This window comes from Antarctobacter sp., assembly GCF_048262615.1.
In the GTDB taxonomy this organism is placed as follows: Bacteria; Pseudomonadota; Alphaproteobacteria; order Rhodobacterales; family Rhodobacteraceae; genus Antarctobacter.
This window is the reverse complement of record NZ_JBLXFB010000001.1, coordinates 110,660-123,430: the sequence shown is the minus strand read 5'-3', so window position 1 is coordinate 123,430 and position 12,771 is coordinate 110,660. Positions and strand designations below refer to the sequence as shown.

11 protein-coding genes are annotated in these 12,771 nt (G+C 63.7%); 7 read left to right on the top strand and 4 right to left on the bottom strand.

All coding sequences use genetic code 11. From position 1 onward, the window contains the following. Nucleotides 1-18: 18 nt before the first annotated feature. Together ACN0S5_RS00610 and ACN0S5_RS00605 are read right to left on the bottom strand one after the other, a co-directional pair. A complete protein-coding gene (locus tag ACN0S5_RS00610) occupies nt 19-1,056 on the bottom strand; it encodes an alpha/beta hydrolase (RefSeq protein WP_417205028.1) in 1,038 nt (345 codons plus the stop codon). Between the two features lie 84 nt (nt 1,057-1,140). Next, nucleotides 1,141-2,151 (bottom strand): alpha/beta hydrolase, encoded by a 1,011-nt coding sequence (locus ACN0S5_RS00605; protein ID WP_417205026.1) that lies wholly within the window; start codon nt 2,149-2,151, stop codon nt 1,141-1,143. A 241-nt stretch (nt 2,152-2,392) separates the two neighbouring features. Between ACN0S5_RS00605 and ACN0S5_RS00600 the strand changes: the two genes are divergently transcribed. From ACN0S5_RS00600 to ACN0S5_RS00575, 6 genes are all read left to right on the top strand, one after another. Continuing rightward, nucleotides 2,393-2,695, top strand: coding sequence for an FtsB family cell division protein (locus ACN0S5_RS00600; RefSeq protein WP_417205025.1), 303 nt, complete (start codon nt 2,393-2,395; stop codon nt 2,693-2,695). Nucleotides 2,696-2,805: 110 nt separating this feature from the next. Further along, entirely contained in the window at nt 2,806-3,804 is a 999-nt protein-coding gene (gene pdhA / locus ACN0S5_RS00595; RefSeq protein ID WP_417205023.1) for a pyruvate dehydrogenase (acetyl-transferring) E1 component subunit alpha, read from the top strand. Beyond that, nucleotides 3,804-4,187 (top strand): VOC family protein, encoded by a 384-nt coding sequence (locus tag ACN0S5_RS00590; protein WP_417205022.1) that lies wholly within the window; start codon nt 3,804-3,806, stop codon nt 4,185-4,187. The genes pdhA and ACN0S5_RS00590 overlap by 1 nt, the downstream gene beginning before the upstream one ends. A 4-nt stretch (nt 4,188-4,191) precedes the next feature. After that, a complete protein-coding gene (locus ACN0S5_RS00585) occupies nt 4,192-5,577 on the top strand; it encodes a pyruvate dehydrogenase complex E1 component subunit beta (protein ID WP_417205021.1) in 1,386 nt (461 codons plus the stop codon). Then, nucleotides 5,574-5,831, top strand: a complete 258-nt coding sequence (locus tag ACN0S5_RS00580; protein ID WP_417205504.1) for a hypothetical protein — start codon at nt 5,574-5,576, stop codon at nt 5,829-5,831. Before ACN0S5_RS00585 ends, ACN0S5_RS00580 begins: the two co-directional genes overlap by 4 nt. Nucleotides 5,832-5,900: 69 nt before the next feature. Further along, entirely contained in the window at nt 5,901-7,205 is a 1,305-nt protein-coding gene (locus tag ACN0S5_RS00575; RefSeq protein WP_417205020.1) for a pyruvate dehydrogenase complex dihydrolipoamide acetyltransferase, read from the top strand. 127 nt (nt 7,206-7,332) lie between these two features. Here ACN0S5_RS00575 and cysE read toward each other — a convergent pair whose 3' ends face one another. Continuing rightward, entirely contained in the window at nt 7,333-8,139 is an 807-nt protein-coding gene (cysE, locus tag ACN0S5_RS00570) for a serine O-acetyltransferase (RefSeq protein WP_417205019.1), read from the bottom strand. 74 nt (nt 8,140-8,213) lie between these two features. Between cysE and ACN0S5_RS00565 the strand changes: the two genes are divergently transcribed. After that, nucleotides 8,214-8,561 carry a TraR/DksA family transcriptional regulator gene (locus ACN0S5_RS00565; RefSeq protein ID WP_417205018.1) on the top strand — a complete coding sequence of 116 codons (348 nt, stop codon included), beginning with the start codon at nt 8,214-8,216 and terminating at the stop codon, nt 8,559-8,561. A 271-nt stretch (nt 8,562-8,832) separates the two neighbouring features. Here the strand turns inward: ACN0S5_RS00565 and ACN0S5_RS00560 are convergent, their stop codons facing one another. Continuing rightward, on the bottom strand, nt 8,833-12,768 hold the full coding sequence (locus ACN0S5_RS00560) for a baseplate multidomain protein megatron (RefSeq protein ID WP_417205016.1): 3,936 nt from the start codon (nt 12,766-12,768) through the stop codon (nt 8,833-8,835). Nucleotides 12,769-12,771 lie beyond the last annotated feature (3 nt).

The window sequence follows — 12,771 nt, the reverse complement described above, 5'->3', positions numbered from 1 at the left end:
TCAGGACAAGCGCCGCGCTCAGCGGCGCTTGTCGATGCCGCGCTCCAGCTCGTACAGCAATTTGATCGCCGCCGGTGCGGTGAAGGCGGTGTTGTGCTTGCGTTTGTCGCCGCCGCTGAACTCTGTCAGATCGACAACATCCACGGGCAGGCCCGCCAGCCGGGTCTTGTCCCGCATCGACCCCAGCCGCCACTGTTTGCCTGTCAGCCATGCCGAGGCGTTGAGCGCCGAGTCGGCGGTCGACACCAGCACCAGAAACGGCTCTGGAAAGGGTTTGATGCGCGAGGCCTGCTGGATGAACACGTCCTCGTCGATGTCCGGGCTGATCAGGGCCACGCCGCGCAGCGCCTTCAGCGGTTTGGTGTTGCCGGCAATCGCCGCCTGCCGCAGCGTCTCAATCGTCAGGTGCGAGCCCATGGAATGCGCCACCAGCGTCACCCGCCAGCCGTTGTCGGCCAGATCGGTCAGCACCTGTTCCAACCCGTCGCGGGAATAAATCACGCTGTCGCGGTCGTAGACATAGCCGCGCAGCTTGCCCGCCGAGGCCCATGAATACAGGACCACCGGGATCTGCGCGTCGAAGTCATGCGAGACCTGCGCCACGCGGTAAACCGCCTCGGCGTTGTTGACATTGAACCCGTGCACAAAGACCACCACGTCCTTGCGCCCCGGCTGCGAGGCGGCTGTGAGACCGCCGAGAAAGCTTTGCCGGGCCTTGTCCGCGGTGCCGGGATAGGGGCCGCCGTCACGGGTGACGAAATGGCGGCGCGGATCGGGCTTGGCCCGGCCGGGCCATTCGATTTCGCCCTGTTGGTGCGTGGGCGGGATCGAGACATCCGCCCAGCCATAGCGCAGTTCGCGCGACCGTGGCGCGCCAAAGTTCTGCCGCACAAGGTTCAGGTCGCCATCCGGCGCGAGGTTGCGATTGGTCGCGACAAACACCCGCCGCATCGCGGCCTCACCGCCCACCGCCAGCGGCACATGGTCGATCTCGCCCCTTGGGGCGCAGCCCGCAATCAGCAGACCAAGCAAAACGATGAATAACCCTCTCTTCATGCGGGGAAATTTACCGACAAGGTGATTCGACGCCAGCCTTTTGTTGCGGCAGCCCCTGAGAGGTGTGCAGGATTGCAACGACGCCTAGGTCGGCCCCAGTTCCTGCAACAGGCGAATGGCGGCGGGCGCGGTAAAGGCGGTGGAATGCCCGGCCCTGTCGCCGCCCTCAATGTCGCTGAGGTCGATGATCTCGATCGGCAGACCCGCGAGGCGTGACGGGTCCTGAATAGAGCCCAGCCGAGAGGGTTTTCCGGTGATCAGCGCCGCAAGCCCTAGTGCCTTGTCGCGAGTCGACACCATCAACATGAACGGTTCCGGAAAAGGTGAGATCCGGTTGGCCTGCCGCAAAAAGACGTCTTCGTCGATATCGGGGCTGATCAGCGCCACGCCCGCGATGGGCCGCAGCGCGTCACCCTTGCCGGAAATCGACATCTGGCGCAGCGTCTCCATCACCAGTTGGCCCCCCATCGAATGCGCAAGGATCACCGTCCTGCGCCCGTCCCGCGCCAGTCCCAGCAACAGGGTTTCCAGATCGTCGCGGGCAAAGATCACGCTGTCGCGGTCGTAGACATAGCCGCGCGCATCCCCCGCCGACGGCCATGAAAAGGAAATCACCGGCGTTTCGGTTTCATAGTCATGGGCGATCTGCGCCAGTCGATAGATCGCCTCGGCGTTGTTGACGTTGAACCCGTGTACGAACAGCACCACCGACCCTGACGTTCCCCGAGGGATGTCGTTCAGAAATGCGGTCTGGTTGGTGTAACGCGTCCCGGACCGGGCGACAAAATGTTGCGCGGGATCAGGTGGCCGGTTGCCGGGCCATTCGATCTGACCGGGCACATGGGTCGGCGGGATGGAAATGTCGATCCGTCCGTAACGCAGCTGCGGGTCGCGCGCCTCACCAAAGCGCTGTTCGATCAGCGCCGCCGGTCCCGCCCCCTCAACCCGCCGGTCGGTGGCGATAAAGACCGTCTGAACCGCCGACGTGTCCGCGCCGGTTTTCGCACCCGGCAAAACGGTGATGACACCGCGCGGCCCGCAACCGGCAAGGACAATGGATGCACTCAGAAAAAGGGTCAGGATCACACGAGTCATACCCGCACAATCCACCAAGCACGCGCCGAGGTCGATCCTTTCCTTTGGCCCGTCACGGCGGGCCGGTCACGATGTCTTTTGCCGGCCCTGCGACTCCCCGCAACGTGCAGAAATGCAACGCACCAAGCCTTAATTGCCGCCCCACGCCGGGCGGCTGCGGCGCGGGATTCACATTGACCAAAGCCTGTGCCACAGTCCCCTCACGCGCCCGGTCAATGAGGCGCGGGCTTGAGGCAGAAACATGACAACCCGTCGACCGCGCCCCACCTTTGGCGTTATCGTCTTTTTCATCGCGACACTGGGTCTGGCCGCCTATTTCACCTTTGCCGCCGTGCAGGGCGACTTTGGCCTGTTCCGCCGCGCCGAGATCGCCGTCGAGGGTGAGCGGCTGGACAAGGAACTGACCGGCCTGCGCGCCGAGGTGGCCCGGATGGAAAACCTCACGCATCGGCTGTCGGATAATTTTCTGGACCTCGATCTGCTGGACCAACAGGCCCGCGACGTGCTGGGACTGGTGCGCAGCGACGAAATCGTGGTGCGCTGACCTTCGTCACGATGCCCCTTCGGTGACCGCGAGGCTTTACGCCGCCGCCCACCCCGCCTATCCTTTCCAAAAATAGTTCAGCCTTGAACGAGTCCTTGGGAGGAGACGACATGGCGGCCCGAAAGACGAGCGTGAAACCCAATGTCGCGCCCGAGGAACTGACCCGGTTCTACCGTGACATGCTGCTGATCCGCCGGTTCGAGGAAAAGGCAGGCCAGTTGTACGGCATGGGTCTGATCGGCGGGTTCTGCCACCTCTATATCGGCCAGGAGGCCGTGGTCGTCGGTCTGGAGGCCGCCGCCGAAGAGGGCGACAAGCGCATCACCTCTTACCGCGATCACGGTCACATGCTGGCCTGTGGCATGGACCCCAAGGGGGTGATGGCCGAACTGACCGGGCGTGAGGGCGGCTATTCCAAGGGCAAGGGCGGCTCCATGCATATGTTCAGCCGCGAAAAGCATTTTTACGGCGGGCACGGCATCGTCGGCGCGCAGGTTCCGCTGGGCGCGGGGCTGGCGTTTTCGGACAAGTACCGGGGCAACGACCGGGTGACATTCACCTATTTCGGCGATGGCGCGGCCAATCAGGGGCAGGTCTACGAGACCTTCAACATGGCGGCCCTGTGGGAGTTGCCGGTGATTTTTATCATCGAAAACAACCAGTACGCCATGGGCACGGCGATGAAACGATCGACCTCGACGCCGGATATCTACCACCGCGGCGCGGCCTTTGGCATCCCCGGCGAGATGGTCGACGGCATGGACGTGTTGGCGGTGCGCGACGCCGGTCAGAAAGCGGTCAAACACTGCCGATCCGGCAAGGGGCCGTATATCCTAGAGGTCAAGACCTACCGCTATCGCGGCCATTCCATGTCCGATCCGGCCAAGTATCGCACCCGCGAAGAAGTGTCGAAAATGCGCGAAGAGCGTGACGCCATCGACCATGTGCGCGAACTGCTGGTGCAGGGCGGCCATGCCTCGGAGGAGGATCTGAAGGCCATCGACAAGGAGATCAAGGCGGTGGTCAGCGCCTCGGCGGACTTTGCCCGCGAAAGCCCGGAACCGGCGCTGGATGAGTTGTGGACGGACATTTACGCGGAGGTCGGGTGATGCCGCACTTTGAAATCCACGCAACCGACACGGCGCGCGCCCGGCGGTTTTACGGCGGGCTGTTTGGCTGGGAATTTGCCCCGATGCTCGGTGCCGAAGAGGTCGATTACCACCTGATTTCCGGCCCCAACCTTGGCGCGGATCTGACCGGCGGCATGATGAAACGCATGGGCGTGGCCCCTGCCCCGAATGGCCCCGTTCGCGGATGCACCCTGACCTTTGCGGTGGCGGATGCGGATGAACGTTATGCCTGGGCGCTGGACAATGGCGGGGCGGAGGCGCTGCCGCCCATGGACTATCCCGGCATCGGGCGCGCGGCCTATGTCGAGGACGGCGAAGGCAACATCGTGGGCTTTATCACGCCCGTAACCGGGGAAGACTGACGATATGGCAACCGAAATCCTGATGCCCGCCCTTTCCCCGACAATGGAAGAAGGCACGCTGGCCAAATGGCTGGTCAAGGAAGGCGATACCGTCACCGCGGGCGACGTGATCGCAGAGATCGAAACCGACAAGGCGACGATGGAATTCGAGGCGGTGGATGAGGGCTTCATGGGCCGCATTCTGGTGGCCGAGGGCACTCAGGGTGTCGCGGTGAACACCCCCATCGCGGTGCTGGTCGAGGATGGCGAGGAGGTCCCGGATCAGGTCCGGGACGCGGGCTCTGCGGCCAAACCCGCCGCCACCTCCGAGACGTCGCCCGCCCCGGCTGCTGCCCCGGCCCCTTCGCCTGCCACCGCTGCCCCGGTTGCGGCTGTCCGCCCGGAACCCGACTGGCCCGACGGCACCAAGACAAAGAAACAAACCGTGCGCGAGGCGCTGCGCGACGCCATGGCCGAGGAAATGCGCGCCGATGGCGACGTTTTCCTGATGGGCGAAGAGGTGGCCGAATACCAAGGGGCCTACAAGATCAGTCAGGGCCTGCTGGAAGAGTTCGGATCGAAACGGGTGATTGATACGCCGATCACCGAACACGGCTTTGCCGGGATCGGCGTCGGCGCGGCCTTTGGCGGGCTGAAACCGATTGTCGAGTTCATGACCTTCAACTTTTCCATGCAGGCGATGGACCAGATCATCAATTCCGCCGCCAAGACGCTGTATATGTCCGGTGGGCAGATGGGCTGTCCGATCACCTTTCGCGGCCCCAATGGGGCCGCCGCCCGCGTCGGCGCGCAACACTCGCAGGACTTTGCGGCGTGGTATGCGCATATTCCCGGATTGAAAGTCGCGATGCCCTATTCCGCCTCGGACGCCAAGGGCCTGCTGAAAAGCGCCATCCGTGACCCGAACCCGGTGATTTTCCTCGAAAACGAGATCCTTTACGGGCGCAGCTTTGACGTGCCGGTGATGGAGGATTTCACCGTCCCCTTTGGCAAGGCCCGCATCTGGCAAGAGGGTACGGACGTGACGCTTGTCAGTTTCGGCATCGGCATGACCTACGCGCTGGAAGCAGCCGAGAAACTGGCCGAAGAGGGCATCAGCGCCGAGGTGATCGACCTGCGGACCCTGCGGCCGCTGGATACCGCCGCGGTCGTCGCCAGCGTGCAAAAGACCAACCGCTGCGTGACCATCGAAGAGGGCTTTCCGGTGGCCTCCATCGGCAACCACATCTCTGCCGTGCTGATGCAAGAGGCCTTTGATTACCTCGACGCGCCGGTGATCAACCTGACCGGCAAAGACGTGCCGATGCCCTATGCGGCCAACCTTGAACGCCACGCGCTGATCACCACACCCGAGGTGATCGCCGCCGCCAAGAAGGTTTGCTACCGGTGACCGCGCGGGTCGAGGTCCGGGGCCGTGACGTGGCGCGCGAGGCGTATCGGATCGAAACCGATGCCGGGCGCGCCTGGGTGCCCGAATGCCTGATGGCGCAGGCGCTGCGCCCCGGTGGCAGACCGTCCCATCAGGACGCCTATGAATGGATTGCCGCGCACAGGCAGGCGCTTGTCCGCGCGGTGACCCAACTGGCCTGCGGTGCGACGCCGCGCCCGCCCTACGACATCATGACCCTGATCGAGGCTCGCTGACCATGCGCCGCCTTCTTGATATAATTACTCAATCACGCGCCGCGCAGGCACGTTGAGAGGAGGATCTGAATGCCCATCGAAATCCTCATGCCCGCTCTGTCGCCCACCATGGAGGAAGGCACGCTGGCCAAATGGCTGGTCAAGGAAGGCGACGTCGTGGCCTCCGGTGACGTGATCGCCGAGATCGAAACCGACAAGGCGACGATGGAATTCGAGGCGGTGGATGAGGGCACCATGGGCCGCATCCTCGTGGCCGAAGGCACGGCGGAGGTTAAGGTCAACACCCCCATCGCGGTGCTGCTGGAAGAGGGCGAAAGCGCCAGCGACATCACCGACGGCCCCGTGGCCACAGCGCCACAGGCGCAGGCCACAGCGGCTGCCGAGGCGGCCCCCGCTTCCGGGGGCTCCGAGAAAGCCGCCCCGCCAGCGCAGGCCAAGGACGGTGCCCGCGTCTTTGCCTCTCCGCTGGCGCGCCGTCTGGCGGAACAAAAGGGACTGGATCTGGCGCAGATCACCGGCAGCGGCCCGCGCGGCCGCATCGTCAAGGCCGATGTCGAGGCCGCCGGCGCGCAGTCTCCGCAGCCAGCCGTCGCCGCCGCCGCTCCGGCAGCGCCCGGCCCCTCCGCGCAGGCCCCGCAGATCGCTGCCAGCGCCGATGCGGTGCTCAAGACCTACGCCGACCGCCCGCACACCGAAATCGCGCTGGACGGGATGCGCCGCACCGTCGCCGCCCGCCTGACGGAAGCAAAACAGACGATCCCGCATTTCTACCTGCGCCGCGACATCCGTCTTGACGCACTGTTGGCGTTCCGCACGCAGATCAACGCCCAACTGGCCCCGCGCGGCGTCAAACTTTCGGTCAACGATTTTATCATCAAGGCCTGCGCCGACGCCTTGCAGCAGGTGCCCGCCGCCAATGCCGTCTGGGCCGGGGACCGCATCCTGCAACTGACCCCTTCGGATGTGGCTGTGGCCGTGGCGGTCGAAGGCGGGCTTTACACTCCGGTCCTGAAAGACGCGCATCAGAAATCCCTCTCGGCGCTCTCGGCGGAAATGAAGGACCTCGCCAGCCGCGCCCGCGACCGCAAGCTTGCCCCCCACGAATATCAGGGCGGCAGCTTTGCCATATCCAATCTCGGGATGTTCGGGATCGAGAACTTCGATGCGGTCATCAATCCGCCACACGGGGCCATTCTAGCCGTCGGCGCAGGGATCAAGAAGCCTGTCGTCAGCGAGGACAACCAGATCACCGTCGCGACGGTGATGTCGGTCACGCTGTCGGTTGACCACCGGGTGATCGACGGCGCGCTTGGCGCGGACCTGCTAAAGGCCATCGTGGACGGCCTTGAAAACCCGCTGGCCCTGTTGGCCTGAGCCGACTGACCGGGTTTGAGAAGCAGGCCGCACCTGCGGCAGAGGGGTGACGACCCTGACCCCGAAAAAAAAGAGGCCCCCCGAATGGGGCGCCTTCAACATTTAGCCGATACTCTTTGCGCCGCGCTCAGCCGCCGCGCAAGATCTGGTCCATGCTGATTGACGGCTGGGCACAGCCAGCCTCGCCAACCACCTTGGCTGGCACCCCCGCGACGGTGGTGCATGGCGGGACGTCCTTCAACACCACCGACCCGGCGGCAATGCGCGAGCAGTTGCCCACCTTGATATTGCCCAGTACCTTGGCACCCGCCCCGATCAGGACCCCGTCACCGATCTTGGGGTGGCGGTCCTCTTCTTCCTTGCCCGTCCCGCCCAGCGTGACCGAATGCAACATCGAGACGTTGTCACCCACCACCGCTGTCTCACCGATGACGATCGAATGGGCATGGTCGATCATGATGCCCTTGCCGATCCGCGCCGCGGGATGGATGTCGATTCCAAAGACCTCCGAACTGCGCATCTGAAAGAAATAGGACAGATCCTTGCGCCCTTCGGTCCACAGCCAATGCGCGACGCGGTAGGCCTGCACCGCCTGGAACCCTTTGAAGAACAACACAGGTTGCAGGAACCTGTGGCAGGCCGGGTCACGTTCATAGGTGGCCGTGATATCCGCGCGCGCGGACAACGCCAGTTCTGGCGCAAGACCATAAGCCTCATCACAGATTTCCCGGAGGATCTGTTCAGACATCTCCCCATTCGCCAGTTTCAGCGACATGCGGTAACTCAGGGCCCGTTCAATCGAAGGGTGGTGCAGAATCGAATAATGCACCAGTCCGCCCAGCAGCGGTTCATCGATCACCGCCTGCTCTGCCTCGCTGCGGATACGGGCCCAGACCGGGTCAAGTTCCGCAAGATGCGCGCGCGTTTCAGCCATGGCTGTCCTCCTTTGACGCCGTAAGCCTATCAGATAGGCTATGGGGACCGAAACGCAAATCTGTGATGTGGGTTATGTCAGATCAAGATGACGCTGCAACGCTGCGATTCAAAAGCCTAATCCACGCCCGGCTTGCCGCACTGGACGACGAAGATGCGCTTGGCCGGGCGGGACAATCCACGGTCGAGCTGGACCAGCAGGCGGTGGGGCGGCTGTCGCGGCAGGATGCGCTTTTGAACCAATCCATGGCAAAGGCCAGGCAGGCACGTCGCGACGGACTGCGCCGCGCGCTGGAGGCCGCACTGGTCCGAATAGACCTTGGGGAATTCGGTTACTGTGATGAATGCGGCGACGCCATCGCGGTCAAACGGCTGGAACTTGACCCAACCGCACAGCGTTGCATTTCCTGCGCGTCGGGCTGACGGACGGCGCGCAGGGCAGCCAGGATCGCCAACTGGCAATCGAGGTAATCGGGATCGTCAAAACTGACTTCGCGACCCATTGGATGCCCATGGGCCGCCGCCATCAAGGTCCCGTTCCCCCAGCGACCATGCGCCCGCCCCGTCCGGCGACAGAACGCATCCGCCGCTCTGGCCTCGCTGATCAACCGGCTGGCCTGCGCTGCGCGAGCATGCGGCGGCACGGGCAAAAGCGCCCGCGCCGCCGCGCTCACGTCACCGGGCAGGACCGGTCTCATGCTGTTATCTCGCGTTCGGCATAGGGTCCGGGACCATAGCGTTCGGAGACTTGTGCAACCGCCAGAGTGAAGGCCCCACTGACGCCATCGGCGGTTTGATCCGCGGCGCTGTACACCCAGGATGGCGCATTCACGATCTGGGAGCGCAGAACTGTGGACCCTTGCCGGACCTGTACGCTGTAGGCTTCGCTGGCTTCGCCAAGCGGCACCTCGGACAGACCCCAGCCGTCCCCGTCAATCCGCGAGCGCCGGGTCCAACTGAGGCCAAGATCGCCGCCCTGATCCACAACCCGCAGATGCGCGGGCCGGTACGGCCGCAGACCATTGCCATCAAAGGCATGGACCCGGTGTTCATACGCGGCATGATCATAAGGTTGCGACGCCGGCCCAACCCGGTAGTGCCGCGCGACCCCGCGTTGCAACGTCTTCAACCCGATCTGAACGGGTGTCCCGTCCAGCAAGACCACCAAGGACCCAGCGGGCCAGACCGCAGGCATCAATCCGTCGCTGCCCGCCTGTCCGCGCAGCCGGTGCGACAGCCGCCAGCGGCCTTCAGACATAAGCTCTGCATCCCGAAACTGGATCAGTTCCCAGTTGCCGGGCGTTCCATCGCCGATCGCCATCAGATTGCCACCGGACAGCAGCGCGGCATCACTGATCGACTGCAAACCGCCGCTTGCCAGTCGCACCTCCAATGCCGGACCGGAGTCGATTTTTCCGGGCCGCGCCGCGATCAGGTCTGTCTCAGTCACGCCAATCACCGACTGGCCCGCAATGAGAGTGTTCAAGGCGTAATCCGAATCCTGCGGCGCGTCATAGATCGCCACAGCACCCGGCCAAGGCGTGGCCGTCAGCGCCAAATGCGGCGCATGAGGCACCTCGTCCCCGCTCATCATCGGCAGGTCAAGAAAGACCGGAGTTACCGGCGCGGCAGAGAGGACAAGCCGCACCGGGGCCGCGTCTTCGGGCATCTCTGATGGTTGAAATACCTCTGGTTCGATCCGCACCGCGTCGACGATCTGGTGTTCCATGACCTCGATCTTGTCGATCCGGGCCAACGTCCCACCGTTCCCGATCGGCAGCCGGACGACATCCCCCGCGCCCAGCGCAAGCTGCGACGGCGGCAAGGCAAATCGCAGGGTATCGCGGGCCACGCGCGCCTCGGTCAGGCAACGTTCTGCGGTCTGTCGTCCTTCGCCTCGCGTCATTGCCAGCGCCATATCGGTCTCGGCCACCGCATGCGTGGCCTCATCGGGCAAGACCGCTTCTTCTGACGCGATCTGGTGATCCGCGTCGGCCAGAATGAATTGCACGCGAACGCGGCCTGCCATCTCTGCCTCGGCGGCGCGCGTCTCCAGCAGATCGCCCTCGATCTCGTCACTGACAGCAAGCGCATCCAGCGGAAGGTCAATCGCGCCCGCTCCGCTGCGCATCCGGAAAACCAACGTGCCGTCCCGCTCAATCGCATCGAACCCATGGGCCAGCATCAATGGCTGTAGCGCACGCCGTGCGTCCGACACTTGCGGCACAACATAGCCGCGCACAAACCCATACAAACGGCTGGTATCAACGTCGGTCAATCCGACTCGCGCACAGATTTCCTCGACAACGGAGGCAAGACTGCGGCCCGAAACCCGACCGTTCAACCAGTGCCCGCGCCGATAGTTCGGTCCATCCGACCAAAGCGCCTCGTTCGCGGGAAACCACGGATAAGGTCGCGCGTCCCAAGCCCAGACAAAAGACCGTCCGAGGTCCAGCATCGGCCCGCCATAGACCGAAGACTGGGGGTTGTGCGCGGCTTCCGCCCAATATCCCAACTGCGCGCGGAGATATTGTTGTGGGATCAGATCGTCACGCAAGCCATTGGAGTAAAACGGCAGATCGGACTCCGATGATTTCGGGTCAAGGAATTTGTTCGGTTGGTTGGTCGCCTTGTCGACGGCTGCACACCCCAGTTCCGTAAACCAGATCGGTTTGGATTCCGGCTGCCATACCGTTGCCTGCGCCTGCCGGACGCCACCTATGCGCTCGTGATGAGGGTTCCCCCACCAATTGCGGATGTCCTTGTACCGCCAAACCCATGGCTCGCCATGTGTCCCGTCGGAAATCGGCGTCCGGATCTGGGCATCCCGGTCCGCTTGCGACGCATAGTACCAGTCATATCCCTCACCACCCTCGATGTTGGACCGCAGATAACCCAGATCATGCACCGCGCCCCATATAGCGTCAGCGTGGTCCTCGCCGTCACGCCAGTCCGACAGTGGCATGTAATTGTCGATCCCGACAAAATCGATCTCGGTATCAGCCCAAAGAGGATCGAGGTGAAACAACAAATCGCCCGAGCCATCCTGCGGATGATAGCCGAAATACTCGGACCAATCCGCCGCATAGCCAATCTTGACCGATGCGCCCAGCAGGGTCCGGCACTCGGCCGCAAGGTCTTGCATGGCCGCAACTGCGGGAAACCCATGTTCACCGCGAATCTGGGTCAGTCCGCGCATCTCGGACCCGATGCAAAACGCCTCGACACCACCGGCCGCCGCGCAAAGTGCCGCCTGATACAGGATGAACCGGCGGTAGCCCCATTCATCCGGTCCGCTGTAGCTGACCGACCCGCTGGACACCGTGAAATCACTGGCCGAGGCCGTACCAAAGAACGCGGCAACCTCGGCATCGGCTGCCGCAGTTTGGTCCGGTGACCCGGATTGGCCCGGCGCGACGCTGAGGGTGATCCTTCCCCGCCAAGGCAATTCCGGCTGGTCGGTGGCCCCGCTCCAGGGATCTGGCAATCCATTGCCAGCCATCTGATCCATCAGGATAAACGGGTAATACATCACAGACAGACCTTCGGCCTGCATCTTGCGGATCGACTGAATCACCGACTCGTCTGTCGGAGTGCCGCCATAGACCGGGCGGCCGTCTTGCTGTGGCACCGTCAAAGCCGCGCTCCGATTCAGACCAGCCACGGACCAAGGCATCGATTTCGCCTCGAACTCAGTCTGTTCCACCTTCGGTCGGATCGAACAGTCACCGCAACGGAGATCATCCCCGAACCAACTCACAATCAACGAAGCCGCACCGCAATTGGGAACCTCGTCGGTGAGTTGCTTCAGCGAGGTGACGAAATCCGGCTCTTCCGAGGGTGATCCGACATTGGCCACCGCCTTGCCGTCTTTTCCCACCCCGAACAGGTTGTCAAAGGAACCGGCGGCATGTTTCATGTAAACCGGATCGGTCGCCAAGGCGTATTCCCCGGTGCCCGGTATCATCGCCACACCGCGCACCAATGCCGGCACCTGATCCTCGGCCAGATCGGGGCGCACAACCTCAAAGCTGAACTGCGGCACACGGTTGCCGAACCGTTCCAGACGCAAATCCTCCATCACCACATAAGCCGTGCCGCGATAGGCCGGCACCTGTCCAGCACCTTCGACCGCTTCGATCTTGGGATCGGGCAATTGATCCTGCGTCCCGGTGTAGACGCGCATATTGAGGTCCCTGATCGCGACTTCGGCGCCATCGGCCCAAACGCGATTGACAGAGGTGATCTCTCCCTCGCACAGCGCCAAAGCAAGGCTGATGGAATAGCTGTACTCGCGCACTGTGGGTTGCGCGGGCGCGCCTTTGCCGCCGCCCCCGGATTCGCGCACCCGTTCCTTGAACTCGGTCGCCCAGATGACATGGCCACCCGTCCGCATCCGACCATAGACCTGTGCAATCGGCGCTCCTTCACCCGCCCCGGTCAGGCGGAAACGGTCAATCCTGCCCGTCTCAACGGCCTCTGACCCCGCGCCCATCAGACGCTGGTCCAGTCCGCGCCCGATGGAGGCACCTATGAAACGGCCCACCGCCGTCATCGACAGCCCCAAAACAGAGCCGCCGATGGAACTGCCGATTGCCGCTCCTGCGGCGGAAAGAAGGATCGTCGCCATCAC